This window comes from Salinispirillum marinum, from assembly GCF_042650105.1.
GTDB lineage: Bacteria > Pseudomonadota > Gammaproteobacteria > Pseudomonadales > Natronospirillaceae > Salinispirillum > Salinispirillum marinum.
The window spans coordinates 41,522-68,296 of sequence record NZ_JBHSAL010000004.1 but is presented as its reverse complement, the minus strand read 5'-3'; the positions used below and the strand labels follow the sequence as shown (position 1 = coordinate 68,296).

The 26,775-nt window shown below is 52.1% G+C and carries 22 protein-coding genes and 1 rRNA gene; 7 read left to right on the top strand and 16 right to left on the bottom strand.

The window, feature by feature from the left end:
- Positions 1-80: ribosomal RNA gene (gene rrf / locus ACFOSD_RS15750) — 5S ribosomal RNA — on the top strand; the annotation flags it as partial.
- A 58-nt stretch (positions 81-138) separates the two neighbouring features.
- On the opposite strand, the gene ACFOSD_RS13415 is transcribed toward rrf, so the two are convergent.
- The 5 genes from ACFOSD_RS13415 to ACFOSD_RS13395 form a co-directional block, all read right to left on the bottom strand.
- A complete protein-coding gene (locus ACFOSD_RS13415; RefSeq protein WP_380698295.1) occupies positions 139-1,953 on the bottom strand; it encodes a cation:proton antiporter domain-containing protein in 1,815 nt (604 codons plus the stop codon).
- Positions 1,954-2,037: 84 nt separating this feature from the next.
- The gene (locus ACFOSD_RS13410) at positions 2,038-2,532 is read right to left on the bottom strand and encodes a DUF934 domain-containing protein (RefSeq protein ID WP_380698297.1); all 495 of its coding nucleotides are present in this window, start codon (positions 2,530-2,532) and stop codon (positions 2,038-2,040) included.
- Complete coding sequence (locus tag ACFOSD_RS13405) at positions 2,525-4,177, bottom strand: nitrite/sulfite reductase (RefSeq protein ID WP_380698299.1); 1,653 nt, start codon at positions 4,175-4,177, stop codon at positions 2,525-2,527. The genes ACFOSD_RS13410 and ACFOSD_RS13405 overlap by 8 nt, the downstream gene beginning before the upstream one ends.
- A 365-nt stretch (positions 4,178-4,542) precedes the next feature.
- Positions 4,543-4,962, bottom strand: coding sequence for a VOC family protein (locus tag ACFOSD_RS13400; RefSeq protein ID WP_380698301.1), 420 nt, complete (start codon positions 4,960-4,962; stop codon positions 4,543-4,545).
- Between the two features lie 18 nt (positions 4,963-4,980).
- Entirely contained in the window at positions 4,981-6,081 is a 1,101-nt protein-coding gene (locus ACFOSD_RS13395; RefSeq protein ID WP_380698303.1) for a GNAT family N-acetyltransferase, read from the bottom strand.
- A gap of 120 nt (positions 6,082-6,201) precedes the next feature.
- Between ACFOSD_RS13395 and ACFOSD_RS13390 the strand changes: the two genes are divergently transcribed.
- The 4 genes from ACFOSD_RS13390 to tyrR all read left to right on the top strand — a co-directional run bounded on the left by ACFOSD_RS13390 (position 6,202) and on the right by tyrR (position 9,984).
- Complete coding sequence (locus ACFOSD_RS13390; RefSeq protein WP_380698305.1) at positions 6,202-6,654, top strand: HIT domain-containing protein; 453 nt, start codon at positions 6,202-6,204, stop codon at positions 6,652-6,654.
- Between the two features lie 106 nt (positions 6,655-6,760).
- Positions 6,761-7,294 (top strand): phosphatase PAP2 family protein, encoded by a 534-nt coding sequence (locus ACFOSD_RS13385; RefSeq protein ID WP_380698307.1) that lies wholly within the window; start codon positions 6,761-6,763, stop codon positions 7,292-7,294.
- Entirely contained in the window at positions 7,291-8,319 is a 1,029-nt protein-coding gene (locus tag ACFOSD_RS13380; protein WP_380698309.1) for an MJ1255/VC2487 family glycosyltransferase, read from the top strand. Before ACFOSD_RS13385 ends, ACFOSD_RS13380 begins: the two co-directional genes overlap by 4 nt.
- Positions 8,320-8,439: 120 nt before the next feature.
- A complete protein-coding gene (gene tyrR / locus ACFOSD_RS13375; protein ID WP_380698311.1) occupies positions 8,440-9,984 on the top strand; it encodes a transcriptional regulator TyrR in 1,545 nt (514 codons plus the stop codon).
- Positions 9,985-10,092: 108 nt separating this feature from the next.
- Here the strand turns inward: tyrR and ACFOSD_RS13370 are convergent, their stop codons facing one another.
- From ACFOSD_RS13370 to ACFOSD_RS13360, 3 genes are all read right to left on the bottom strand, one after another.
- Positions 10,093-10,704 (bottom strand): Yip1 family protein, encoded by a 612-nt coding sequence (locus tag ACFOSD_RS13370; protein WP_380698313.1) that lies wholly within the window; start codon positions 10,702-10,704, stop codon positions 10,093-10,095.
- Between the two features lie 101 nt (positions 10,705-10,805).
- The gene (locus ACFOSD_RS13365; protein WP_380698315.1) at positions 10,806-12,074 is read right to left on the bottom strand and encodes an HlyC/CorC family transporter; all 1,269 of its coding nucleotides are present in this window, start codon (positions 12,072-12,074) and stop codon (positions 10,806-10,808) included.
- A gap of 105 nt (positions 12,075-12,179) precedes the next feature.
- Entirely contained in the window at positions 12,180-13,007 is an 828-nt protein-coding gene (locus tag ACFOSD_RS13360; RefSeq protein WP_380698317.1) for a cytochrome C assembly family protein, read from the bottom strand.
- Between the two features lie 137 nt (positions 13,008-13,144).
- On the opposite strand from ACFOSD_RS13360, the gene ffh reads away from it, so the two are divergent.
- Positions 13,145-14,548: a signal recognition particle protein gene (gene ffh, locus ACFOSD_RS13355; protein WP_380698319.1), complete on the top strand. Its 1,404-nt coding sequence runs from the start codon at positions 13,145-13,147 to the stop codon at positions 14,546-14,548.
- A 27-nt stretch (positions 14,549-14,575) separates the two neighbouring features.
- Here the strand turns inward: ffh and ACFOSD_RS13350 are convergent, their stop codons facing one another.
- The 8 genes from ACFOSD_RS13350 to ACFOSD_RS13315 form a co-directional block, all read right to left on the bottom strand.
- A complete protein-coding gene (locus ACFOSD_RS13350; protein ID WP_380707638.1) occupies positions 14,576-16,690 on the bottom strand; it encodes a methyl-accepting chemotaxis protein in 2,115 nt (704 codons plus the stop codon).
- Positions 16,691-16,985: 295 nt separating this feature from the next.
- Complete coding sequence (locus ACFOSD_RS13345; protein WP_380698321.1) at positions 16,986-17,867, bottom strand: 2-oxo acid dehydrogenase subunit E2; 882 nt, start codon at positions 17,865-17,867, stop codon at positions 16,986-16,988.
- A gap of 16 nt (positions 17,868-17,883) precedes the next feature.
- Positions 17,884-19,341: an NAD-dependent succinate-semialdehyde dehydrogenase gene (locus tag ACFOSD_RS13340; RefSeq protein WP_380698323.1), complete on the bottom strand. Its 1,458-nt coding sequence runs from the start codon at positions 19,339-19,341 to the stop codon at positions 17,884-17,886.
- 14 nt (positions 19,342-19,355) lie between these two features.
- Positions 19,356-20,693 (bottom strand): biotin/lipoyl-containing protein, encoded by a 1,338-nt coding sequence (locus ACFOSD_RS13335; protein WP_380698325.1) that lies wholly within the window; start codon positions 20,691-20,693, stop codon positions 19,356-19,358.
- Positions 20,683-21,678, bottom strand: coding sequence for an alpha-ketoacid dehydrogenase subunit beta (locus ACFOSD_RS13330; RefSeq protein ID WP_380698327.1), 996 nt, complete (start codon positions 21,676-21,678; stop codon positions 20,683-20,685). Before ACFOSD_RS13330 ends, ACFOSD_RS13335 begins: the two co-directional genes overlap by 11 nt.
- A 10-nt stretch (positions 21,679-21,688) precedes the next feature.
- Complete coding sequence (locus ACFOSD_RS13325; RefSeq protein ID WP_380698329.1) at positions 21,689-22,690, bottom strand: thiamine pyrophosphate-dependent dehydrogenase E1 component subunit alpha; 1,002 nt, start codon at positions 22,688-22,690, stop codon at positions 21,689-21,691.
- A 179-nt stretch (positions 22,691-22,869) separates the two neighbouring features.
- Positions 22,870-23,679: an SDR family NAD(P)-dependent oxidoreductase gene (locus ACFOSD_RS13320; RefSeq protein WP_380698331.1), complete on the bottom strand. Its 810-nt coding sequence runs from the start codon at positions 23,677-23,679 to the stop codon at positions 22,870-22,872.
- A gap of 38 nt (positions 23,680-23,717) precedes the next feature.
- A complete protein-coding gene (locus ACFOSD_RS13315) occupies positions 23,718-25,463 on the bottom strand; it encodes an extracellular solute-binding protein (RefSeq protein WP_380698333.1) in 1,746 nt (581 codons plus the stop codon).
- A gap of 282 nt (positions 25,464-25,745) precedes the next feature.
- Here ACFOSD_RS13315 and ACFOSD_RS13310 point away from each other — a divergent pair, with 282 nt between their 5' ends.
- Positions 25,746-26,699: a sugar ABC transporter substrate-binding protein gene (locus ACFOSD_RS13310; protein ID WP_380698336.1), complete on the top strand. Its 954-nt coding sequence runs from the start codon at positions 25,746-25,748 to the stop codon at positions 26,697-26,699.
- Positions 26,700-26,775: the final 76 nt, after the last annotated feature.

The following is a 26,775-nucleotide window of genomic DNA, read 5'->3' as shown; positions in this document are numbered from 1 at the left end:
ATCCCGAACTCAGACGTGAAACGAGGTATCGCCGATGGTAGTGTGGGGTCTCCCCATGTGAGAGTAGGTCATCGTCAAGCTCTTAAATATGAAACACCCCGTCCTGGATTCAGGGCGGGGTTTTTTATTGCCGCTAATCTAACTTGGGTCGCGGTGTAAAATTTCGTCGGTTTCTGCATTCAACGATTTAGCTCGATGATCAGGCTGCTTTAGGGGTTCCGGTTGTAATGTTGTTTTGTGCAGGAAATCATGACCCGCATCAATACCCTGCAATCGTTGCAACTCCAGTCGCTCAAGGTCACGGTGCCTAACGTCATCTTCTGTTTGCCGGGCACGCTCTGAGGGCACACCTAACGCTTCCAGCATCGTTCGTCCTGCAATGATGGCTGATTCAAAGGTTTCTCGAATTTGGTAGTCCACCCCGGCATTCGTTAAAGCAATCGCGTGGGCTCGATCATAAGCTCGCGCATGTAATTTTAGGTCAGGAAAGGCACTGCGGATCATCCGACAGATATTAAGCGACTCTTCGGGGTCATCGACGCAAACCAGAACTAGTTGTGCCTGCTCGGCACCCGCTGCGCGCAGCATATCGAGGTTCATGCCCTGACCGTAATATACTTTAAACCCGAAACGTGCTGCGGCACGAATGCGGTCGGGCTTGGCGTCGATCAGTGTTGTATCTATGCCTTCTGCGAGAAGCAATTGTGAAGCGATTTGACCAAACCGACCAAAGCCAATAATCAATGCCGAGCCGTTAGCGTGTGCGAAATCTTCGTCCAGAGTCTCAGGTCTCTGCTCACGCTTCTTGATTCTATATTCAATCCACACGGATAGAGGTGGCGTGATCGCCATAGATAACGCAGCTAGGGCAAGAAGTATGTTGGTCAGTGTAGGGCCAATAAGGCCTTCACTCGCAACTAAGGGTAAAAGCACAAACGCAAATTCACCCGCCGCGCATAACAGCAAGCCTACCCGCCACGCATCAGGCCATGTTGATCCGGTATATCGAGCAATCACTGCTGCAATGGTTACTTTTACCGTTAAATAAAGGGCCAGCAAGGCGATGATGAGAGTGATGTTGCTCCATACCTCATGCACATCAATTAACATGCCGATGCTCATAAAGAACAACGCCAGCAACAAACCACGGAATGGTTCAACGTCGGCCTGCAATTGGTGTCGATAAGACGATGTCGCGAGCATCACCCCGGCAAGAAATGCCCCCAATGCCATCGATAGCCCAGCAAACTGTGCTGAAAGTGCTGCTCCAGCAACCACCAATAATGCTGCTGACGTCATGACTTCTCGAGCGCCAGCTGTTGCCAGCCAGCGGAAAATGGGATCAATCAAGTACCGCCCTATCAGTACAATGGCGGCAACTACGCTGAGGGCCAAAAGGGTGTCGCCAAATGCAGACCCAGTTCGACTGGCCGCGCCGGAGCCGATTAAAAACAGTGGGATTAAGGCAAGCATGGGTACGGTGAGGACGTCTTGTGTTAACAATATAGCAAAGCTCTTTTGTCCATAAGGGCGCGACATATCACCACGTTCGTTCAGTAGTTGAAGGGCTATTGCAGTACCTGAGAGCGCAAAAGCAAAGCCAACGATAAACGCAGCGGAGAACGACAATCCAAGGGCATAAGCGATGCTGCCAAGCACTGCCGTCGTCAGCCAAACTTGCCCATTGCCGACCAACAGAATATCGCGCCGTAGCGCCATCAAACGGGAAAGCTTGGTATCCAGGCCGATCACAAATAAGAGAAGTACAACACCTAATTGAGCAACATTCATGACGGATTCGGCGCTGTTAAAGACACCTAAAACTGAAGGCCCAATCAAGATACCAGACACCAAGTAGCCAACGGCGGTGCCAAAACCTAATCGTTTGAATAGGGTTGCGGCGACTACCGCAGCCAGTAAAAAGACAATGCCTTGAAGAACCATGTCATTCATGTTTAATAATCACCGGACAGTAGGTTTCAGTCGCATTTATAACATGAAATGGCGGGCCGAGGATGCCCGCCTGTCTTAGGAGTGCTAGGCTAGCGCTGTTTGGCGGTACAGTGGGCTCGGGATGTCGGTAGAGGCTTGATACTTTACCCGTATAGGATTGAGTAAACTTAACCCCTTTTCCAGGCTTTTGTCGTCGGGAATGGCAAAAGCATTGAAGCCTACACGATTTAAATAAAACAACTGATCAAGCAGGATGTCACCGATTGCCCTTAACTGGCCTTGATAGCCCAAACGGCTGCGCAGTAAATAGGCGGTAGAGAACCCACGGCCATCGGCAAACTTGGGAAATTCAATCGCCACAACGTCTGCTTGGCAGATGCTGTTGTTCAATGTTTCAACTAACTCGTCACTGGCTAACCAAACGCCGGTCTTCTGTCCGCTCTCTTGCCGGGCGATACCGTCTGTTAACCATCGAGACCAAGATAAAAGAATGTCACCGGTGTCTGGTATGGCGTCGTCTTCACGCAAGACACGAAAAGAGTCTTCAACGGCTTGTCCGTCCAATATCAGCTTAGGCATATACGCGCTCCTTAAATGGGGTGATGCCTAACCGGTTCACCGTATCGACAAACAATTCTTCTTCGGTGCGTTGCTCAACAAAGACATCAATAATCTTTTCGACCACATCGGCCATTTCGTCGGCTTTGAAAGAAGGGCCTAAGATTTTTCCAATGGCTGCGTTCTGGTTCGAGGCGCCACCGAGCGAAATCTGATAAAACTCTTCGCCTTTTTTGTCCACTCCCAATATGCCGATATGCCCGACATGGTGGTGACCACAGGCGTTCATGCAGCCTGAGATGTTCAATTCGATATCACCCAAATCATACAAGTAATCCAAGTCTTCAAAGCGTGCTTGAATTTGTTCGGCAATGGGGATGGACTTAGCATTGGCCAAGGCACAAAAGTCGCCGCCCGGACAGCAAATAATATCGGTGAGCGTACCAATATTTGGCGTCGCAAAACCTTGAGCTTTAGCAGCTTCCCAGAGCGCCGGGAGGTCTTCCTGCCGTACATCTGCCAGAATGAGGTTTTGAAAGTGACTGACTCGGAGTTCACCAAAACTGAACTGGTCGGCGAGCTCGGCGGCAGCACGCATTTGCTTGGCGTAAATGTCACCAGGCGCCACGCCCGTTTTCTTCAATGACAAGGTCACAGCGGTGTATCCCGCTATTTTGTGCGCTGTCGTATTGCGCTCAACCCAGTTGCGGAAACGTTTACTGTCAGCTTTTAACGCTTCAACGGCAGCGGATTCAGAGGGCAGAGCTGCATAGTCTGGCGCACTGAAATGTTTAGCGACACGATCGATTTCCGCTTGGGTCAGTGTGCTAGGACCATTTTTCAAATGCACCCACTCTTGCTCAACCCGTGTCCGGAAGGCTTCAATACCCAAAGCCTTCACCAGAATCTTAATCCGTGCTTTGTACTTGTTGTCCCGCCGTCCATGCTGGTTATACACTCGAACGATGGCTTCCAAATACGTCAATAGGTGCTCTTCAGGTAAAAACTCGGTGATCACTTGCCCTACCATAGGCGTACGACCAAGGCCGCCACCGACATATATTCGATAGCCCAACTCATGGTTTGCGTTGCGAATGATCTGCACGCCAATGTCGTGTACTTGAATGGCGGCACGGTCGGTATGCGCAGCGCTGTTAACGGCAATTTTGAACTTCCTCGGCAAGAAGGCAAATTCAGGGTGAAACGTCGACCATTGCCGAATCAGTTCACAATACGGACGAGGGTCTACCACTTCGTCGGCTAGGACGCCCGCAAATTGGTCGGTTGTAGTGTTACGGATACAGTTGCCACTGGTTTGGATGGCATGCATCTGCACGCTGGCGAGTTCGGCCAAAATGTCCGGAACGGTTTCCAGCTTCGGCCAGTTGAACTGAATGTTCTGACGGGTACTGAAGTGCCCGTAGCCGCGATCATATTGCTCGGAAATGTCGGCCAGTTTGCGTAATTGAGCGGACGACAGCATGCCGTAAGGAATAGCAACCCGTAACATGGGAGCATAGCGCTGTACGTATAAGCCGTTTTGTAGACGCAGCGGGAGGAATTCCTCGTCTTTGAGTTCGCCTGCCAGATAGCGCTGGGTTTGCTCTCTGAATTGATCGACGCGGTCATCAACCAGTTGTTGGTCGTAGTCGTTGTATACGTACATGGGTCGTTCCGTAGGGGGTGCTGAAATTATAATGCGGAACGATAGCAGACTGTCCTTATAATAAAAAAGATTAAAATTTCATATTTAGATGCGAAATTTATATATGTCATAGTGATAAATTCACTAAGCGCCGCTTAAACGGTTGACGCCTTTAAACGGCTCGCTATCATACACGCCAAGTAAATTTTTAGTGTGAAGGACTGTATCATGGCCAAGCCAAGCAAACTGACCGATAGCCAAGCGGATTCTTTGGTTGCTGCCGTTACGATTTTAGTGACAGCTGCGGCGATTATTTTTTGGGTAGCAGGGCAATAGGTTTTTAAACAAAAAAAGGCCGTAAGGCCTTTTTTTGTGCTCGCTGATTTTTACCACGTACCTTGATTCGCCATGGACGCCCAAGGTTCCGCTGGCGGCAATGGAGCGCCTCTCTGCAAAAGTTCGACGGAAATCTGATCTGGCGAGCGCACAAACGCCATATGCCCGTCGCGGGGCGGCCGTAAAATAGCGACACCTGAATCCAACAGTTTTTGGCAGGTTGCATAGATGTCATCAACCGCATACGCCAAATGACCAAAGTTACGCCCTTCGCTGTACGGTTCCTGTTGATCCCAGTTGTACGTTAACTCGATTTCTGGCGCTCCGGGTTCAGTGGCCAAGAATACCAGCGTGAAACGACCTTGGTCATGGTCCTTCCGGCGCGTTTCCACCAATCCCAATTGGTCACAAAAAAAACGTAAGGCGGCATTCAAGTCCCGGACACGAATCATGGTATGTAAGTACTGCATAGCGTTCTCTTCTTTTCGTTAGCTTTCTGACTGTTTGAAGGGTAACAGGGTTTTGGCCTCTGCCATATAACGTTCGACCTGTGTACGTTCCTGGCGAACATGGTGCGCGATGGCGGCATGAAAGTCGCGCTGTGCCAGCCAATGGACACTGTAGGTCGAAATAGGTTCAAATCCGCGCGGGATCTTATGTTCGCCTTGCGTGCCAGGGTCAAACACCTGCAACCCGTGAGCAATGGCGTATTCTATGCCTTGATAATAGCAAGTCTCAAAGTGCAGGCAGTCAATGTCTTCGATGGCACCCCAATAGCGCCCGTACAACCTTTCGGCGCTCTTAAAGAACAGGGCGCCACCCAGCAGATTCTTGCCCCGATAGGCTAAGGCAAAAACGGTCTGTGCTGCCATGCGCTGATGCAACTGGACAAAGAAATCCTCAGTGAGGTAGCCCGTGCGACCTCTTTTGAGATAGGTCGTGTGGTAAAACAGATAGAACTGACGTAACTCTTCCACGGTCAGATCATTGCCCTCGACCATGCGCATTGTTATGCCTTGATCGATGACTTTTTGGCGCTCTTTGCGCACGGTTTTTCGACGACGGGCCGTCATGACATCGAGAAAGTCTTGGAAATCGCGGTAGCCTCGGTTGTGCCAGTGAAATTGGCAGTCCTGGCGGACGATGAATTGAGCCGGATCAAACGCCGCCAACAAATCCGCTTCAGGAAAAAGTAGGTGCCAGCCACTGCTGCCGGTCTGGAGGCACAACTCAGGTAACTGAGTTGCCCATTCTTCTAGATGTTGGCGCTGCCAATTGCCTAATACCCTAGGGCCTACTGAAGGTGTGTAGGGTATAGCAGAAACCAATTTTGGATAGTAGTCGAGCCCATGTTGAGCATAAGCATTGGCCCAGCTCCAGTCGAAAACGTATTCGCCGTAGGAGTGGTTCTTGCGATACAACGGCATGATGAGGCCATCTCTATGGCTTGCGTGCAGTGCCTCCCAGCCGGTTTCTGCCACCGTACTGCCCGATGCTTGCAGGATGTTCAAAAAGGTCGCGGTAGAAAAAGGGTTGGCTTCCGAGGCGCTAGGAAAGATCCAGTCGCTAGGTTTTAGGTTCCAATTCATAATATGTCGTCGGTTAGTGGCGTCTGTCGTCCTTTGGCGAATACGGCTATAATCCCGAGCCAGACTTGTCGTTTCTGAAAGCGACAGCATGCATGATATTGAACGGGGTGATGATTTCCAATGACGAAAAACCAAGCCGGGGGTTTCGAGCTGGACCACCGATTACAAAACGACTGTGTATGGGTGGGCGATTTGATGTTGTGTCGCGTGCTGTTGATGAAGGACGCGAATTATCCATGGATTGTGTTGGTACCTAAACGTGAGGGTATCTCTGAAATGTATCAATTGGATACCGATGACCAAGAGCAATTGATTTGGGAATCGTCCTTCGTTGCCAGTGGGCTAGCGAAAGAATTTCAAGCCGACAAAATGAATGTTGCTGCTTTGGGTAATGTCGTGAAACAACTGCATATCCACCATGTTGTGCGCAAGCATTCTGACCCGGCATGGCCAGATCCCGTTTGGGGCCGCGTTGCGCCGCGTGCTTACAGCGCTGCCCAATTGAAGGATCGAGTAATACGGTTACAAAAAACCTTTCAAACCAGCACATTTAAGCCGGCTACCCCAAGTTAGCCGGTCAAAACCCGGCCTGATTGTCACTATTCATTCATGTTTCCGCCATATTCGCGTCATCAAATATCGAGATAGTAAGGTCATCCAATGCTGAGGAGGCATGACGATGACTCGACAACTGTTTGCCAGTATCCACCAATTTGATGTTCTCGCCTTTTCTTGGTGTATGAACCGCAAGCGCCGCGAGCACTTAACGCAGGTCGGGCGTTATGTATCAGCGACCGCCGATGGCCCGTTGTACGCGCTGATGGCATTGCTCTTATACGCACTGCATGATGCCTTTGATGAGCGTTGGCTGCAGGCGATGGCACTGGCCTTTGTGGTTGAGCGGGTTATTTACTTGTTGGTCAAGCGGGTCTGCAAGCGCAATCGTCCGCAGGATGCGTTGATCAATTTTCACAGTTTCATTCGTCCGTCCGATCAATTCAGTTTTCCATCCGGTCATACTTCCTGTGCCTTCTTGTTCGCTACTTTTTTAGTAGCATTGTTCCCAGCGGTCGCTTTGCTTTGGTGGCTTTGGGCGGCCTCGGTTGGGCTTTCTCGTATCTTTCTCGGTGTGCATTTTCCAACCGATACGGTGGTGGGTGCCTTCATGGGTGCCAGTGTGGCGCTTTGGGCAATGGGGTACGTCGGTCTATGAAAATTCTTTACGGCGTTCAGGCAACGGGCAATGGACATATTACGCGGGCACGCGTCATGGAAGAAGCCTTGGCTGCTCGGGGCATCTCGGTAGACTATATTTTCTCAGGCCGCCCGGCTGAAAAACTTTTTGATATGGAAGCCTTTGGTGAATTTACGGTACGTAAAGGCCTTACGTTCACCGTAGAGTCTGGCCGAATCGACTATTTCAAGACGTTTTGGCAGGCCGATCTCAGGACACTATGGAAGGACATGCGAACCCTGAACGTTCAAGATTATGATATCGTGATTACCGATTTTGAGCCGATCACGGCTTGGGCTGCACGGTGGGCTGGCAAGCCATGTATTGGGTTGGGGCATCAGTACGCGTTTCGTTTTCCAATTCCCAAGGCACAGGATTCTTGGCTTGCTCGTCAGGTGATGCGGTGGTTTGCGCCTGCTTCCATATCCTTTGGTGCGCATTGGCATCACTTTGGTGCTCCCATTTTGCCACCGTTAATTCACGTAGCCGATGCACCAGAAAGTGCCGATCCTGATCGCGTTCTGGTGTATTTGCCGTTTGAGGACCTAGCTCAGGTTCTAGCTTTAATAGAGCCCTTGGAGAATTACCTGTTTGATGTATTCACGGACGCCAAAGAGCCCGGTCAATACGGTCATATCCATATACACCCGTTTGGACGAGACAATTTTCAACAGTGTTTGCGGCAGTGTGAATCTGTCATCTGTAACGCCGGGTTTGAATTGGCCAGTGAGGCGTTGCATCTGGGTAAGCGCATTTTGGTCAAACCGGTACATGGCCAAATGGAGCAGGCTTCCAATGCTTTGGCTTTGAAACAGCTGGGTTACGGTACAGCGATGGATCATCTATCAATGGAACGAATTGCGGAATGGTTGAGCACGGCGCCAGTCGTACAGGTGTCTTATCCCGATGTGGCGGCGGCGGTGGTCGAATGGTTGCTGGCTGGCGAATGGTCGAAGCCCGATGACTTGAGCGCACAACTGTGGCGCACGGTTGAAAGCGTCTGACGCTGCCCAAAGCTTAACTTTACCAGTAAGAGTAAACATCTTTTGCCAAAAAGGGTTGAGTCTGAAGCGTTCATTGTAAATAATGTTTTACATAATAATGAACAATACGACTAGAGCCCTATGCGCATACATATACACTGTGAAAACCGTCTTGGTATTGCCCAAGAAGTCTTGAATCGTCTCGTGCAAAACAACATCAATTTACGGGGTATCGAAACCCATCTTGAAGGTGAGATATTCCTTTCAATTCCGACCTTAGCGTTCGATCAATTTCAGCAAATCATGCCTCAATTACGGCATATCGAGGGCGTGCATGATGTCAGTACGGTTTCCTTCATGCCCATGGAGCGCGAGAAAGAAGAGTTAAAGGTGTTGCTCACCACCTTGCCCGAGCCAGTGATCAGTATGGATGTCAACGGACGTATTCAGATCGCCAATCGCGCTGCTGGTGCCGTGTTGCAGATAGATCCCGCCGAATTGCGCGGGGAAAACCTGCGCAAGCATCTGCGTGGATTCAATTTGAACAAGTGGCTGCGTGATGAACAGCATGACCATGAGAGTGCGTTTGTGCAAATCGCCAAACAAGCTTTTTTGGCAGATATTTACCCGGTGTACATTCCCGATGATCAGGGAGAGCAAAAGTTTGCGGGCGCGGTGATTACGCTGAAATCGCCGACACGGCTTGGCCGGCAGATGCAAACCTACAGTCAGACCCAGAGCGAATTTTCAGCCATGGTGGCCGAAAGTAAGTCCATGCGTGAGCTTATTCGGCAGGCTCGGCGCATGGCCGTATTGGATGCACCCGTGTTGATTACAGGTGAAACCGGCACGGGCAAGGATTTAATGGCCCGTGCGTGCCACAATTTCAGTTTGCGCCGCGATAAGGCCTATGCCGTAATCAATTGCGCCTCTATGCCACCGGAGGCTGCGGAAACGGAGTTGTTTGGGGTATGTGAAGGGGCCATTCCCGGCGTTGCTGCCCATGAAGGTATTTTCGAGAAATATAACGGGGGCACCTTATTTCTCGATGAAGTGGGTGATCTCCCATTAAGCATTCAAGCCAAACTGCTGCGTGTGTTACAAGAGGGTAGCTTTCGCAAAGTCGGTGCGGAAGAAGAACAGTCGGTGGATGTACGGATCATTTGTTCAACCCAGAAGGATTTAGCCGTACTGGTGGATCAAGGCATATTGCGACGGGATCTCTATTATCGAATAAACGTTCTTACCCTCAGCCTGCCTCCCCTGCGTGATCGTCGGGCCGACATTATTCCACTGGCACGTCACTTTGTGCAGCGCATCGCGGAGACTAGTCGGCGCTTTGTCACCATGAGTGACGAAACCCTGAATCTGTTGAAGCAGCAGAATTGGCCAGGCAATGTACGGCAGCTAGAAAATGCACTCTATCGTGCCGTTTCCATGGTGGAGGAGGACATTATTGAACCCCGCCATTTGGACATACCTGAAACCGCCTCGGCCATGTCGGTACAGGTATCTGAGTTTGAAGGCAGCTTGGAAAGTTCGGTGAAGGAATTTGAAGCTAAATTGTTACGGGCGCTGTATCCGTCTTTTCCCAGCTCACGTCAGCTCGGTAAGCGCTTGGGCTTGTCGCATACGGCGGTGGCCAATAAGTTGCGGGAATACAACATTGGTCGGCGGAGAGGTTAAAAACTAAGGCGCCTCCTTAGTGGCGTTAACATTATTCGCCAAGCGCTCACTGACTTGCCAGAACAACGAAAAGTCGGCCCGGCGGGTGAGCGAAGCGAATATTTAGCATCAGTTCAACGTCGTATATTCCGGCCCTACACCGATGGACCAAAAAATCACGGTTACCGCCATCATGCTGACAAACATCACCAATCCGATGGTCACGATGGACGAAGCAAACATAAAGCCGCGGCCCTCGGGAATCTTCATGAGAATGGGCGTGCCTTCATACAGCAGGTAAACAGCATAAGCCAGACCTAGTAAGGCGACGATCATCATGAACCAAAGATTAGGGTATGCAGCGGATACACCCGCTAAAAACAAGGGTATTGAGGTGTAGGTTGCTAGGGCTACGCCGCGATCCGTTGGGTCTTCGTCTTGATAGGTTATAGACAGGAAATCGATAAACTTGCCCAATATAAACACTGCAAGTACCGTGGCAATATAAAATAGAGCGCAGAGTTGCAAGGCACTCGCTGGCGTTAATGCTTCAATGATCCCACGCTCACCGAATGACCAACCCACTTGAGTGACGCCCCAGTAAGCCGCCAATGCAGGCAGGGCCGCAATGAACGGAATGTGGGTCAGGAAGTGGCGTTGTACCGTATTGGGTTCTTGGCGGATAGCTTCCCATTCTTGATCAGGGCGCGTAAACAGTCCTAGAAGGTGGTTCAAAATCATAGTGCTACACTCCGGCAGTGCTATTGTTATTGTGACGTTCGCCGATTATAGGCAGGCGCTGAGGCACCTGCAAAAGAAGTTCTATGGCTCCATGATCTGGATCAAGGATTATGGTGCGAAATACGTGCCGCAGTGATCGTATTGTTGTTGACCTGCAGAATCTCTACCCGATACTCGCCAATACGCAAGCTCGTGTTGGCATCGGGAATGTCTTCCAGTTGTTCAATGATTAAACCTGAAAGGGTTTTGGCACCGTCCGTGGGCAATGACCAGTCGAGCGTTTTGTTGATCTCACGTACGCTCGCGGTGCCGTCAATAACATAACTGCCATCACGTTGCGGATGGATGTCTTTGGTGTTGTCAGCCTCATCGGTGGTAAATTCACCGACGATCTCTTCCAGTATGTCATCGAGAGTCACCAAGCCTTGGACATCACCGTACTCATCCACCACCAAACCCATACGCAACTTTAAGCGCTGGAAGTTAATCATTTGAGTTTGCAGTGGTGTGGTCTCTGGGACGAAATACGGGTCTTTTACCTTCCGCGACAGCATAACCAGAGAAGGTTTATCACTGGCTAGGAAGTCTGCCGCATCTCGAATATGTAAAATACCGACGACTTTTTCCAGATCGCCTTTGTACACCGGCAGGCGTGTGTAGGGGGTTTCGTTTAATTGTGCTCGTATATCTTCCAAGGAATCGTCCAGATTGATCCCGGACAACTCATTGCGGGGAACCATGATGTCTTCCACGGTCACATTGTCCAGATCCAAAATACCCAGCAACATGCTTTGCCGATTGGCAGCAATAGCACCGCCCGACTGAATCAGCATGGTGCGCAATTCTTCCGAGTTCAATGCATGGTGATCACCACCATCAAAAGGAATACGAAAGATCTTCATGATCAACCGCGACGTCCAGTTCACCATGACCACAACGGGGTAAAGAATATACAACAGGGGTATCAGCACCAGGGATGCAGGATAGGCGATGCGCTCAGGGAATTTCTGCGCCAGCGTTTTTGGTGTGACTTCCGAGAAAATGAGAATGACCAGTGTCAAAGTTGCCGTTGCGGTGGCAATGGCGAGGTCTGGATGGGTTGGATAGAGCCGAATGGCAATGATCGTCGCAATGGAGCTGGCCGCAATATTCACCAAGTTGTTGCCAATCAAAATGACACCGATCAAGCGCTCAGGCATCCCGAGCAAGCGCCGGACTCTCACTGCACCAGAATCACCGGCATCTGCACGATGATTAAGTCGATATCTGTTTAATGACATCATGCCGGTTTCGGAGCTGGAAAAAAACGCCGAAATGGCCAGTAAAACTGCGAGGGCAATAAACAAAATCCCTATGGGCACATCGTTCAAAGAAATGTTAATCCTGTATTAAGAACACAATCGGTTTTTACGGCTCGAGGTCAAAAAAGTCAAGCAAATGCATCGTGGATGGGGTGGGATTTTCCGTCATGTGGATCAGCTCGTGCGCTGAAGAAGAACTTCCAGCACAAATTTAGAGCCAAAAAATGCAACCAATAAAAGGCCATAGGCGGCCATATACCAACGTAAAGTCATTACCGCTCGCCAGCCCGCCCGATAATGGCCGACAAAGAGAACGGCAAAAAACGCCCAAGCCAAAATCGTCAGCGATGTTTTATGAATGAGGTGCTGGGCAAAATAATTCTCAACCAGCAAGAAGCCGATCACCATCGCAAGGGTCAGCAATATGAAGCCTACCCAGGCGAGTTTGAATTGCGTGCGCTCCATGGTATCGAGTGGCGGTAATCTTTTCGTCAGAGCGGAAAAATGGTGATGCTTCAGCGCGCGCTCATGGGCCCTCAGCAGCAGGGTATAGGCCATGGTGAGCGTAAACATGGCTAGAGCGAGCAAAGAGAACAGAATGTGCAGCGTAATACCGAACGAAAAATCACGAATTGGGTAAGGGCTGGCAATAAAGGCGCCAGCCAAGACGGAAATGGCCGCAAACGGCAGTAGCCATTGTCCGAGTTGAACGGAATACGATTTTAATTGTGCCAACAACAGCATGATGGCAACGACTAAGCCAACGGTAGACAGCGCCTTGAACACCCCGAGATCAAGGCCGGAATCCAGCCACATGGATTGCTTTAAGCCCCAGGTGTGAAAAACTACGGCCAGCAAAATAAGCCCGCGCACTCGCCAGGTAGGATCCATATTCTGCTGTGGACGCCATTGCATCCAAGCAGCAAGGGAATAAAGTAGAGCAGCGGACAGCGCGAACACAAATAACCTCTGGGTACGGTCGTCGATACACCGACGAATCATGACAAGGCTGCAAGCATACCTCAGTTGCAAAAAAATTTGATCCCCTTTTGTCGGTCGATGACGCACTGCTACTGTGGAACCTGGCGGTTACGACCAGTATACTTGCCCGACATTATTGGGTGATTCTTGGAAAAAGCATGTTCGGTAACCTAACAGATCGTTTAAATGCCTCGTTGCGCAAAATAACAGGGCAAGCAAAGCTCACCGAAGACAACATCAAAGATACATTGCGTGATGTGCGTATGGCGCTGCTAGAAGCGGACGTCGCCTTGCCGGTGGTGAAGGCTTTTGTTGATCAAGTGCGTGAAAAGGCGCTAGGTTCGGAAGTGTCGCGCGCCTTGAATCCCGGACAAGCATTTTTGAAGATCGTGCATCAAGAATTGGTGCACATCATGGGCGATGCCAATGAAGCCTTGGCGTTAAATGTCCAACCGCCTGCGGTCGTCCTAATGGCCGGTTTACAAGGTGCGGGTAAAACCACTTCCGTTGCCAAGCTGGCGCGTTATTTGACCGAGCGCGAAAAGAAGAAAGTTGCTGTGGTCAGTGCGGATGTTTATCGTCCTGCTGCTATTGGTCAGTTGGAAACGCTGGCCGGGCAAGTCGGGGCCCAGTTTATTCCTTCGCAAATAACGGATAAGCCCGCGCAGATCGTCAAGAACGCTATTGATATCGCCCGCAAACAGTATGTCGATGTATTGCTGATTGATACCGCTGGTCGTCTGGCGATTGACCAAGACATGATGGCCGAAATTGCAGAACTGCATCGCATTGCACAGCCCGCGGAAACGCTGTTCGTGGTCGACGCCATGACAGGGCAGGATGCCGCCAATACGGCAAAAGCGTTTAACGAGACCTTGCCGTTAACCGGTGTGATTCTGACCAAGACTGACGGCGATGCACGTGGTGGTGCAGCCTTATCTGTTCGCCAGATCACCGGTAAGCCGATTAAGTTTTTGGGTGTGGGTGAAAAAACCGATGCATTGGAGCCGTTTCACCCGGATCGTTTAGCGTCTCGTATTCTCGATATGGGCGACATGTTGTCGCTGATCGAAGAAGTTGAACGCAAAGTTGATAAAGCCAAAGCCGACAAACTGGCGCAGAAAATTAAAAAAGGCAAAGGTTTTGATCTGGAGGATTTCCGTGATCAGCTGCAGCAGATGAATAACATGGGGGGGATGGCCGGTTTACTGGATAAACTTCCCGGCATGGGCCAGATGAAAGAAGTGGCGACCAAGCAGGTCAATGACAAGATGTTCGGGCAAATGGAAGCCATCATTAACTCCATGACCGTGCTGGAGCGTCGCTTCCCCGATAAAATCAATGGGTCACGTAAACGGCGTATTGCCTTGGGTTCTGGTACCCAGATTCAAGATGTTAACCGCTTGTTAAAGCAGCACAAGCAAATGCAAAAAATGATGAAAAAAGTTGGCCAGAAAGGCGGCATGCAGAAAATGATGCGCGGCATGTCGGGCATGTTCCCCGGCGGCGGTGCGGGTGGTGGCGGCTTTCCACCGGGTGGAATGCCGCCGTTTGGCCGTTAACATCCAAAGTTAACGGAGGTTCCAGATTTACACCTTCAATTGCCCAAGCTGTTGATCGAGGCTGTCAGTGATACCTTGCATTGTATCGCTGACGCCTTTCACATCGCTGGCCAGGGTCGCTAATTGGGCACTGGCTTCTTCAATGGCGGTGATGTTCCGGTTGATCACTTCATTTACCTGGTTTTGTTCTTCTGCCGCTGTAGCCACCTGCGCTGAATTATCTGTGATAGAGGAAATGCTCGCAGCGACCTGCTCCATTTGCTGATAGGCATCATCTGCACTGTTCACGGCGGTTGTTACCCGTTCCGTGCTGGTGCTGATTTGTGTCACCGAGGCATCCACGTCGACTTGTAGCGAATCAATCAACGCAGTGATTTCTTGGGTCGACGACTGGGTACGCGCGGCCAGATTGCGTACCTCATCGGCCACCACCGCAAAACCGCGCCCTTGTTCCCCGGCGCGCGCGGCTTCAATAGCGGCATTGAGCGCTAATAAATTGGTTTGCTCGGCAATACTTTGGATCACTTCAATGATCTTGGTGATGTTTTGTGAGCTGTGTGCTACCCGACCAATGCGCTCACTGGCGCTGTTCATTTCTGCGGCCACAGAACGGACTTCTTCAACCGTACTTTGGAACGCCGTTTGTGCCTGTTTTAAGGCTTGGTTTGATTGCTCCGCATCGCTTGCAGTGCCGCTGGCGAGCCGAGCGACTTCGTTGGCGGTGGCGGACATTTCGTTCATGGCCGACGCCACGTTCTGCATTTCTTCCTGTTGCGCGTTGGTGGCGGAAGCCGTGTCGCGTGAGGTGTTTACCAAAATGCCGCTTTGTGCCCGCAGTTCTTCCGCCGAAGATTTGAGTTCGGTGATCATGGAACGCAATTTTTGGGTGAACAGGTTGAACCCTTGCGCAATGCCGATCAGTTCCGCGTGTTGGTCGATGTGCAGTTCTTTGGTCAGGTCGCCATCCGCACTGGCGAGTTCTTCAAAGAGCGAGCGCATGGCAACCATGGGTTCGGTTGCATGACGCAACCAAAGACTGATCAGAGCAATGGCGATGACCAGAAGTACAACCCCAGAGATCACCATGGTCGTTGCCGTGGTTTGGTACCCGTTGATTAACGTGGTTTGCAGGTCACTGCTGGCGGCAAAGGCCACCGTTCGGGGAATCGAGATAACGACGGTCCACGTATCCTCAACATCGGCGATAGGAACCTCTGCCCGCACGAGTATGCGGTCGTTGTATTCGCCTACAGAACCCTCTATGGCCTGCAAGCCGTTTTGCAGTTCAGGATTAACGCGACTTGCCAGTTCACCGAGTTGATCAGGGTGGCGCGAGCTGGCTACCAGAAGCCCTAATTCGCTCAATAAATGAATGTCCGCTGCACCGTCAAAAAGACTGGCTTGCTGGGCCATAAACTGTTCTTGCACGTCGGGCATATTGATATCTACCCCGGCAACGCCACGAAACACTCCATTGATGACGATGGGGTAAACCAACGACGTTAAGAGAACTTCATAACCAGGTTCAATTTCATACAAGTAGGGCTCCATGATGCACGCGCGCAAGCTATCCCGGCTGCACAGATACCATTCCGCTTCACGTAGTCCAAATTCGTCTACCTCATCCAAGTACTTAAAATCGGTCTCATCGGTACGGTAGTAAACCAGATCGTCGCCGTCCCGGACCCAATAAATTTCTAATGTGCCAACATCAGATGAATGGTCAGGGCTGCCAGAGAGAAACTGTGAGTCATTGCCATCATATCCGTTGGGTTCGAAATGTGCATAGACCGAACCCAGCCGAGGATTGGCGGCCAAGGTATCGCCGACCAGGCTCAATACTGTGTTGCGCTGAAAGGGGGTACGCCCTTCCGCGTTGCCAATGGCGGTAGAGGTAAAAATTGTACTGAGGGTGCGGGACGCATCAAAACTGCGGTCGAGAAAGGTAGCGACTTCCTCCGACAACAATTGCGTAGTGTCCAGCAAGTTTTGCTCAACCAGCACCGACAAAGATTGTGCTGCCTCAGCAACGGCTAGGTCGCCATTTCGTTGCATGGTTTGCTGGCCAATAACAATCACCATCATCAAGGCAATGAAAATGCCACTGGCGATACAAGGGTTAGCTTTTTTCTCAGGGACCAATGACGCATGGTAATGACCTCAATATCGAACAGAAGAAGCGTGCAGGTAGATTATCTAACCTCATGCAAAGACGATGGGCCTAGGTACGGTTGTCAGTTAGCCACGGTCAGCACAAAGATCGACAAACTAAACCTAGTTCAGTTGTGTGAATTCAAGAAGGATGATAGCTGAAGAAATATGAAGGTTCGGTGACGGTCCGGTTCGGCGGGCAGAGTGTTGCGGTTTTGATGATAGGGGCATGGCAACGCCATTCCTTTGGCGAGGGTGTTTCGTTCATATTGGTTTGCGCCAAGTATCAGACCATTAAGAGACGCAAGTCCGCAAGGCTGCGGGCATACTCACTGAGGAAACGAGCCGCTAATGCACCGTTAATTACTCGATGATCATAGCTGAGATCCAGTGGCACCATGGGTGTGGCGACGAACGATTCACCATTCCATACCGGCCGCTGTTGCATGCGCGTGATACCCAAGATGGCGACTTCGGGAGGGTTCACGATGGGGCTGAACGCCGTACCGCCGATGCCACCGAGGTTGGTGATCGTCATGGACGCGCCACCCATCTCATCCGGCCCCAATTTGCGGGCCTTTGCACGTGTGGCGAGATCGACGATTTCAGCCGCCAGTTGCCATAGGCCTTTTTGATCCGCGTGGCGAATCACGGGCACCATCAGACCAAATTCAGTATCCACTGCAATACCAATATGCACGGCGTCTTTCAGGTACAGCGTTGTACCATCGGCGCTCAGGGAAGCATTAAACTTGGGGTATTTCTTCAGTGCCACCGCTAACGCTTTAACGAAGAAGGGTAGCGTGTTCAGTTTTACACCGCGCACGGATGCTTCCTGTTTGAACTGGGCGCGCAAGCGCTCAACATGACTGACATCCACCTCATCGTGGTGCGTCACTTGCGGAATGACGGCGTTGGCCGCGGTTAAATTCGCCGCTGCTACGCGGTCAAATTTGCTGGTCTTCACAGCTTCCACCGAACCGAACTGTTGGTGATCGATGTCCCAATATTGGCGGTAATTTTGCACAGGCTGCTCCACGGTTTCCTGAGGGTTGAGATCATCCATCGTAAGCTGGGTTCGGCCAAGGCGATCCGCCAGAACATGAAGATCAATCGACATTCGTCGTGCCTTGGCGCGAACGCTGGGTGATGCCACTACGTTTTGCATACAAAAATCCTCTCAGTTACCACGTGGCTGAAATGTATTGTGTTTCCATAAACTCCAGCATGCCATCGTGGCCACCTTCGCGGCCCAGACCCGACTGTTTGCTGCCGCCAAAGGGTGCGGCGGGGTCACTCACCAAACCACGGTTTAGGCCAACCATGCCGTAATCCATGCGTTCGCAGACCTGTAAGGCACGTTTCATGTCCGACGAGAACACATAAGCCACTAAGCCGTATTCTGTGTCGTTCGCCCGGCGAATCACATCTTCTTGATCGTTGAAGGTCTGGATGGCGACCACGGGCCCAAAAATTTCGTCATGCACACAGGCGGCATCGGCTGAGACATTCGACAGGACGGTCGGCGGGTAAAAGAACCCTTTGCCGGGCAAACGCTGCCCGCCGCATTCCAGTTTAGCGCCTTTAGCAATGGCGTCCTCTACGAAGCCCTCGACTTTCTCAAGCGTACTTAAATTGACCAACGCACCGACATCGACGCTGGGATCTATACCGTTGCCGATTTTCAGGGCCGACATTTTTTGCGTCAGTCGCCGGGTGAATTCATCGACGATGTCTTCGTGCACGTATACGCGGTTAGCTGCGGTGCAGGCTTCACCTAGGTTACGCATCTTGGCCAGCATCACGCCTTCCAAGGCGGTGTCCATGTTGGCATCTTCAAATACGATCACGGGAGCGTTGCCGCCGAGTTCCATGGCTGGCGTGAGCACCTGATCCGCGGCGGCTTTCAGCAGTTTGCGACCAACGGCGGTAGAGCCGGTAAAGGACACCACACGCACGCGCGGGTCGTGCAACATGTGATCGACCACCTCAGCTGGACGATGCGTGGGCAACACATTAACCAGACCGGCCGGTACGCCCGCTTCCTCCAATAGCGGCATCAGCGCTAGCATGGTCAGTGGGGTTTCTGCGGCTGGTTTGATGATGACGCCGCAGCCCGCCGCCAACGCCGGTGCAATCTTACGTGTTCCCATGGCCGCCGGGTAGTTCCATGGCGTTACGAGCACCGCTAAACCGGCGGGCTTATGCTGCACGATGATGCGGGCACCGGAAGCCGGTGCGTGGGTGATGAGCCCGTCGGCACGCACCGCTTCTTCGGCGAACCAGCGAAAGAACTCGGCGGCATAACGCGCTTCGCCCATGGCGTCGGTTTTACCTTTGCCATTTTCCAGGGTGATCAAATGGGCAAATTCTTCCAGTCGGGCATCCATCAATTCCCAGGCTTTTCTGAGCACTTCTGAACGCTCGCGCGGGGTTCGTGCAGCCCAATCGGCCATCGCTTTTTCCGCCGCGTTCAGCGCCGCATCGGCATCTGCGACATCGGCGGAGGCGACGGACGCCAGCACGTCTTCAGTGGCGGGGTTAATGACGTCAAATCGAGCGCCGCCTGTGGCCGCGACAAATTGACCATTGATGTACAGGTTCGTGGGAACCGACTGAATGAAATCGTTCTGTAATGCCATATCAATACCTTACCTTAAAAGAGGTGCTGGAGTGGCTCTGCTATACGCCCAGCAAAGTTGTTGAGAAAGACGGCGGCGTCCTTCCCCGACAATTGGGAATCGATACAGGTCAATGTCAGGGTTAATTCGTCTTGGGAGCCGACAATCGAGATCACCGGTGCCGCGTCGGGTTGCAACTCCGTAGAGGAAATAAAGGTGTCTCGGAGATCATGGACAATGACATCGGGTTCACCTTCCGACGGTGCCGTGGCCGAGAGTTGTTGGTGGGTAACAAAGGTTGCGCTGTGGCCTCGGCTATCCACCCGCACCCGGGCGGCCGTTGCGAGACTGGCACCGGCGAAGGTTGCCAGCACCTGTTCCGCTGAACAAGCCTCAACATGCTCCTCGGCCCACGCCAAGAACGCCGCAAAATCCTGTGCCGCGACGCGGGCAGACAGCCGGTTCGGCGCGTTGTAGGTTTGACCTGAGCTACGGGTTGCCAACTGCGCTTCATGGGCCTGTTTGAGTGCTTCGAAATCCCGCGCATGGAACGGCTGTGGACGTGTGGTTTCCGCCAACAAGCGCAAATCGTATCCTGCTTGCAGCGCCAGTCGTTTCAACTTCGGTGATGCTAAGATTTTACCGTTCGATGATCTAGGCGCGTGCTGCATGGTCTTGGGTGGGGGCGGCGCTAACGGGGTCGGTTTCGCCGGGGCCTGTGAGGGCTCGACCGTCGGTGCCGAGGCTTCAACTGTCGGTGGTGAACCTGCCTGAGCGTAAGCCCGATCGACGGTATTCGCGGATGATTCCGCACTGATGATGGCAATGGTTTCACCCGTAGGCACCTCATCGCCACCCGCCGCCAAACGTGCCACGAGGTAGCCATTCATACCGGCGGGAACCTCAACCACGCTTTTGTCGGTTTCGACTTCAAAGAGCGTATCGTCTTCTTGTACCTTATCGCCGACGGCTTTGAGCCAGCGCACCAGAACACCCGTGTCTTGCGACATGCCGAGTACCGGCATGATGATGGCCTTGCCTTCCGGTAAGGTTTCCGCATCGGCATTGGCCGCAGGCACTGCGGGTGTGGCGCTCGTTGAGGCCGTTACCTTCTTATCCGCTTCCGTCACGGTCGCGGAATCACTGATCAACGCCATGACCTGTCCGACCGGCACTTCATCGCCATCGCGGGCGCTGATGCCCACCAAAAAGCCACTGGCCGGCGCCTCAACCTCCATGGTGGCTTTGTCGGTTTCGACTTCGAACAACGTCTCGCCCTGTTTTACGGCTTCGCCCTCGGCCTTATGCCATGCGATGAGGGTTCCCGTATCTTGTGCCATGCCCAGGGCTGGCATGATGATTTCATGCCGCATGGATCAACTCCCCGCTGACAAGCTTTTTAGCCTGCTCATAGACCTGTTCTGCGGTGGGCACCGTGAGGTCTTCAAGCGCTGGCGAGAAGGGAATAGGAACATCCATAGCGCCAATGCGTGTGGTTGGGGCATCCAAATAGTAAAAGGCTTTTTCGTTGATCCGGCTGGCGATTTCAGAGGTCACGCCAAAACTTTGGTGGCCCTCATCGACTACGATGACCCGGCCCGTTTTCTTGGCCGATTCGACCAGCGTTTTCTCGTCCAAGGGCACGATGGTGCGCGGGTCGATCACTTCGGCGCTTATGCCGTCCGCTGCCAATAGCTCGGCCGCTTCTTCACAGACTTGCACCATAGATGAGGTGCCGATTAAGGTAATGTCGGTACCCTCGCGTTTTACATTGGCAACGCCAAAAGGAATGGTGTATTCCTCCTCCGGCACGCCTGCGGCATCCTGGTACATCAATTTGTCTTCGAAAATCACCACCGGGTTATTATCACGGATCGCCGTTTTCAACAGACCTTTGGCTTCATAGGCGGAGGAGGGCATGGCGACTTTCAAGCCGGGGATGTGGGCGACAATGGCGTGCAACGATTGCGAGTGTTGCGCCGCCGAACGCCGGGTGGCGCCCATGTTGGTCCGCAGAACCAAGGGCACGCTCAGTTTACCGCCAGACATGTAGTGCGTTTTAGCGGCTTGGTTGCACAACTGGTCCATAACCAAAAAAATAAAGTCGCCGAACATCAAGTCCACCACCGGACGCAGCCCGGTCATCGCAGCACCGACCCCAATGCCCATGAAGCCGGGTTCGGAGATTGGGGTATCGATCACCCGCTCGGTACCGAATTCTTCCACCAAACCGGACAGCACTTTAAAGGGTGTACCCGCTTCTGCTACGTCTTCCCCAAGGATAATGACCGATTCGTCGCGGCGCATTTCTTCAGCCAACGCTTCGTTGACCGCTTTAGATAATGTGATTTGTCGCATTTTATTCCCCTTAGGCTAAGACATGCTCGACATCGGTGAATACATGCATATCCACTTCTGCGGCATCTGGGTACGGTGCGTTCAAGGCGTAAGCCACCGCTTGTTCGGCATCTGCTTCAACTTCTTTGTGCAGGGCGTCTAACGCGTCTTCGGTGGCATAGTCGTTCTCAACTAGCCAGGCGCGCATGCGGATGATCGGGTCTTTGTTGTCCCGCCAGTCCTGCTCTTCCGCTTTGGCCCGGTAATATTCACGGTTGATGTCACCCACATGGTGGCCGTGGTAGCGATAAGTCATGAGTTCGAGAAAAAACGGACCTTCACCTTTGCGCGCTCGTTCAACCAACTTTTGTGACAGCTCGTGGACCGCGATCACGTCCTGGCCATCTACTTGGTAGGACTCAATACCAAAGGCTTCAGCACGGGCGACGATGGAGCCGGCGGCAATTTCTTCCGTTTTTGTGTATTCGGAATAGCCGTTATTTTCACAAGCATAAATAACCGGAAGATTCCACAAGGCCGCCATGTTCATGACTTCATACATCAAACCTTGGGCGGTGGCGCCATCACCAAAGAAGCACACTGCGACATCGCCGGTCTTTTGTAGCTTCGAGGTCAATGCCGCACCGGTGGCGATGCCCATGGAGCCGCCCACGATGGCGTTCGCGCCGAGGTTGCCGTTGGATTGATCGGCAATGTGCATGGAACCGCCTTTACCCCGGCAGTAGCCTTCTTCACGCCCCAGCAGCTCACAAAACATGGCTTTGAAGTCTGCACCCTTGGCGACACAATGGCCGTGCCCACGGTGCGTTGAGGTAATTTTGTCGGTCGGCAATAGCGCTTCGCAGATGCCCACCGCAACCGCTTCCTCGCCAGAATACATGTGGGTTAGTCCTGGCATTTTGGCGGATAAATAGAGTTGATTCGCATTGTTCTCAAAGGTCCGAATACGAACCATTTGGCGAAACATTCGCAATGCATCGTCTGTGCTCAGTGTTTTTTTCGCTTTTCTCATTGCAAACCTCGTTGTTGGCTTAGCAGCCCTGGATCATTGGCCGGCTCTTTGGGCAGGGCAGACGTGAGGGCGTGTTAATTTCGTTGCCCGGATATTGCGCAAAACGCATCAGTCAACACGGAAGGGGGCGTTATGGCTACACCGCCCCCGCCGTGTTCTTGGCTGTTCGCCAACGGGCCTTATTGCATGACAATACCGCCGTCGATCATGATCAACTGACCGGTCATGTAGTCACTGTCGTCCGAGCATAGGAAGGATGCTGTGCCGGTTACGTCGTCGGGTGTTGACAGCTTTTTCATCAGAATCATGGTTTTTGCCAGATGGTCCATGGACTGGCCTTCTTCTTTGAACATGCCAATTTCCACCAGATCTTTATCCAATTGTTCCCATAACTCGGTTTTGACCACACCGGGGCCATAGCCATTCACGGTAATATTGTGTTCCCAGAGTGCTTTCGCGCCGCCAGTGATCAGTGCCAGAACGGCGTGTTTAGAACAGCCGTAAGGGATAACGTCGAGAAAGGTGGTGCGCGACAAAATGCTGCCCACGTTAATGATTTTGTAAGGGTGATCGGCCATTGGGCCTTGTTTGATCATCTGCCGCGTGGCCTCTTGCATGCCATAGAGCACGCCTTTGGTGTTCACGTTCATGATCAGGTCCCAGTTGGCGTCATCAATATCCATGAACATTTTGGGCTTGTTGACGCCTGCGTTGTTCAGGTAAATGTTGAGCGAACCGAAAGCGTCGACACAGGCTTGCACGGCGGCAGCGTGGTCTTCCCGTTTGGTCACGTTCATGGCAACCGCAATGGCTTTGCCGTTGCCTTTGGCATTAATCTGCTCAGCGACAACTTGCGCGCCCTCTATGTTTAAGTCACCCAATACCACGTTGGCGCCTTGTTCGGCAAAGGTGACGGCGTTGGCCGCTCCCATACCTTGTGCGGCGCCTGTGATGACGATGTTCTTGCCAGCCAGTCTTTTCGAATCCATGGTTATCTCCAGTCTTGTTTTTATGAATCAATGGGTTGTTATTGCCAGTTTTGGATGAGTTTCTGAACACCTTCATGTGAGCGCATTACAGCTTCTTCGGGGGTGATCACCCCACGCAGCATTTCGTGTAATACGACCCCACAAAATTGGGTGATCGCTCCAAACTCGGGAGTCGGTGGTCTTGGCCAGGCTTGCAGTTGGTCTTGCATGGCCAATTGATCAATTGCATCAAAAATGGGTGAGGTAGTGCGGATGTTCGGGTCTTCGCTTGCGGAATAGCGCGAACAGCCCCGGCTACCGTTTTTTACATACAGGCTTTGTGCCCGTTCCGAGGTAAAGGTTTCCAGCGCAATGGCGGCTTCTTCGATCCGGCGCTCGCTCAAATTGCTGGGGATGCCGAGTACAAAGCCACCGAGCGGCGAAATGGGCTTTTTGCCTGATCCGGCCGGGTGTGGAATAAAGCCGGTATTGTCTTTGGCCGGTGAGTTGTCATCGTATTCAAAGTACGGCGTCATCTGGGAAAAACTGTAAGCCATGGCCACCTGGCCTTGGGCATAGCTTTTGGTGCGCTCGTACCATGACATGTTCAAGATGCCAGGGGGCGAGTATTTGATCAGTTCCAGCAAGAATTTGGCTGCCGACAAACCAGCGTCTGAGTCGATCATCGAGCGGTATTTGCGGTTCCCCAGCCCGGCAATCGAGAACTCTTCGCCGTCTGGCGCTAGGTCAATGATCGGTTGTCCATAGTCGGCCATGGCCATCATAAAGGTATGGCTGAGCGCCGTGCCTCTGGCGCCATTCCAGGCAATGCCATAAATTTGTTGCTCCGGCTTATGGAGCTTTTCCGCCGCAGCCAACAGCTCGGTAATGGTTGAAGGGGGTTCCAGATTTTCTTCCGCGAATAAGTCTTTGCGGTACATCAAAACTTCCGAGGTGGTCTCCACTGGAATGCCATAGCAACGGCCACCCCAATGCGACGCCCGCCAGCTCGCAGCGTGAAAGTCAGCCGGGTTCAAGGCATCGATATCGATCAATTCATCCAGCGGTAAGAGCATACCGCGTTCGGCAAATTCACCGATCCATGGGAAGTTGACCGCGACCAAATCGTAACTGCTTTTGTCACGACTGGCATTTTCCACGGCTTCGTCATACAGCTTGTCGAGTGAATAAGAGCGGTAATGAATCGGGCAACCCACGATCAGTTCGAAGTGGCGCTTCAGATTGTTCATGATCAGGAACGTTGGGTCGCTGTGCGACAACATGCGCAATCCACCGGCCAATACCAGTGGGCTGCTTAAGACATTCAGGGGTGGGCCAACCCGTTCACTGAAATAGGCACTGCCATAAAAACGTTCATTCGACTCCGACGCATCGTCCGATAAGTTGATGGTATCGTTCATCAATAATTGGTTATCTCTCGCCAACTGAATCCACAGCGTTAACAGTTGATCGCTGGGGTGCAACGTAAAACTGCGCTCGCTTTTATGGCGCGCCCGACGGTTGATCAAACCCGATTCAATCAATTCATTTAGCCGACGCGTAGCCGTTGCATAGGGAACACCGCTGATATCCACCAATAGGGTGGGAGACGTTATTTTGCCTTGGAAATGGCGCCGTAACAGTTCTGCGCACATGCGAATGTGTGCGTTGGGTTTAAACAACGGATGCGCGGATTCAAACGCCAGCAAATGCTCGTCCATATAATCCAGAAAGCGCAGAAGCCCTTCGTCTGGGGCGGCCAAAACCGAAATTCGATCGACCGAATTGTGCTGTGCTGACGACATACGAACCGCTCCAAGCCTCGTTCAGTGATACGGATATTCTCGCGGACTGAACATAATTCTTATGGGAAATGAATATACTCTCAGTACCTAATCATATTAACCATTATGATGTCCAATATGGATGTTGATATATCCAAAATGGATATCTTAGGGGGTTTTCAGCTTGGCAAACGGGAGTATGGTTATCTCGCTGGTTTCACATTGAGAATGCAAAACAAGCATTCCGTCCTGTTAATACAGCTTCGACGTAGCGAAACACAACAAAAATAACGGAGATAAACTATGAGCACTAAAAAACTACTGACGTCCGCCTTAGCGGCCACCATTCTGATGGGTCCTGCCTTTGCCACTGCACAGATGCGCATTGGTATTACACAGAATAATGTGGGTGTGGACAGTTATCAAACAACCTACGAGCGTGCCTTTATTGCCGCCGCCGATGCCAACCCTGACGTCCGCGCAGTTGTACTGGATGCGGGTGGCGATGTAGCGCGCCAAATTGCCCAAGTGGATGACCTCATCCAGCAAAACGTGGATGCCATCATCATCTGGCCAACCAATGGTGAAGCGGTTATTCCTGCTGTTCGCCGGGCGCATCGTGCCGGGATTCCCGTCGTGGTGACCAACTCGAACATTGCTGAAAATGGCTTCGACTTCATCCGTTCGTTCTCCGGCCCAGACAACGTGACCCAAGGTCGTCGTTCGGCTGAAATCATGTGCGACAAGTTCAAAGACATGGGTATCGAGAACGAAGCAAAAGTGGTTCACATTACCGGGCAACCCGGCTACACCACTGCCATTGAGCGTGCTGGTGGTTTCGAGGAACGCCTGCCTGAAGTGTGCCCTAATGTAGAAATTGTGGAAACACAACCCGGTGACTGGAACCGTGAGAAATCGCAGCAAGTTATGGAAGCTTTCCTAGTGAAGTACGATGACATCGATGGCGTGTACGCCGGTGACGACAACATGGGCGTAGGCGCATTGAATGCTGCCCGCGCGGCCGGTCGTGAAGGCATCATCTTTGTCGGTGCAACGAACTTCGCGGTAGGTTACGACGCTATGGCGGCGGGCGAATACTGGGGTTCTATTTACCAATCACCGGTCGACGATGCGCAAGCGGCGCTGCAAACCGCCGTGGATATTCTGAACGGTGAAGATGTACCTTTCTTGAACTACTTCGATACACCCAAAATCACGCAAGACAACATGAGCGAATTTACTAAGCCTGTGTTCTAAACGTGGTGTTGCGCTCCGGTGCCTTCGGGCACCGTTTTTTCTTGAAAGAAGGCCCGGGTGTTCATGCCATGAGCGC

Coding starts and splice junctions, on each gene's coding strand:
- ACFOSD_RS13415 (WP_380698295.1), bottom strand. CDS start 1,953: ATGAATGACATGGTTCTTCAAGGCATTGTCTTTTTACTGGCTGCGGTA.
- ACFOSD_RS13410 (WP_380698297.1), bottom strand. CDS start 2,532: ATGCCTAAGCTGATATTGGACGGACAAGCCGTTGAAGACTCTTTTCGT.
- ACFOSD_RS13405 (WP_380698299.1), bottom strand. CDS start 4,177: ATGTACGTATACAACGACTACGACCAACAACTGGTTGATGACCGCGTC.
- ACFOSD_RS13400 (WP_380698301.1), bottom strand. CDS start 4,962: ATGCAGTACTTACATACCATGATTCGTGTCCGGGACTTGAATGCCGCC.
- ACFOSD_RS13395 (WP_380698303.1), bottom strand. CDS start 6,081: ATGAATTGGAACCTAAAACCTAGCGACTGGATCTTTCCTAGCGCCTCG.
- ACFOSD_RS13390 (WP_380698305.1), top strand. CDS start 6,202: ATGACGAAAAACCAAGCCGGGGGTTTCGAGCTGGACCACCGATTACAA.
- ACFOSD_RS13385 (WP_380698307.1), top strand. CDS start 6,761: ATGACTCGACAACTGTTTGCCAGTATCCACCAATTTGATGTTCTCGCC.
- ACFOSD_RS13380 (WP_380698309.1), top strand. CDS start 7,291: ATGAAAATTCTTTACGGCGTTCAGGCAACGGGCAATGGACATATTACG.
- tyrR (WP_380698311.1), top strand. CDS start 8,440: ATGCGCATACATATACACTGTGAAAACCGTCTTGGTATTGCCCAAGAA.
- ACFOSD_RS13370 (WP_380698313.1), bottom strand. CDS start 10,704: ATGATTTTGAACCACCTTCTAGGACTGTTTACGCGCCCTGATCAAGAA.
- ACFOSD_RS13360 (WP_380698317.1), bottom strand. CDS start 13,007: ATGATTCGTCGGTGTATCGACGACCGTACCCAGAGGTTATTTGTGTTC.
- ffh (WP_380698319.1), top strand. CDS start 13,145: ATGTTCGGTAACCTAACAGATCGTTTAAATGCCTCGTTGCGCAAAATA.
- ACFOSD_RS13345 (WP_380698321.1), bottom strand. CDS start 17,867: ATGCAAAACGTAGTGGCATCACCCAGCGTTCGCGCCAAGGCACGACGA.
- ACFOSD_RS13340 (WP_380698323.1), bottom strand. CDS start 19,341: ATGGCATTACAGAACGATTTCATTCAGTCGGTTCCCACGAACCTGTAC.
- ACFOSD_RS13335 (WP_380698325.1), bottom strand. CDS start 20,693: ATGCGGCATGAAATCATCATGCCAGCCCTGGGCATGGCACAAGATACG.
- ACFOSD_RS13330 (WP_380698327.1), bottom strand. CDS start 21,678: ATGCGACAAATCACATTATCTAAAGCGGTCAACGAAGCGTTGGCTGAA.
- ACFOSD_RS13325 (WP_380698329.1), bottom strand. CDS start 22,690: ATGAGAAAAGCGAAAAAAACACTGAGCACAGACGATGCATTGCGAATG.
- ACFOSD_RS13320 (WP_380698331.1), bottom strand. CDS start 23,679: ATGGATTCGAAAAGACTGGCTGGCAAGAACATCGTCATCACAGGCGCC.
- ACFOSD_RS13315 (WP_380698333.1), bottom strand. CDS start 25,463: ATGTCGTCAGCACAGCACAATTCGGTCGATCGAATTTCGGTTTTGGCC.
- ACFOSD_RS13310 (WP_380698336.1), top strand. CDS start 25,746: ATGAGCACTAAAAAACTACTGACGTCCGCCTTAGCGGCCACCATTCTG.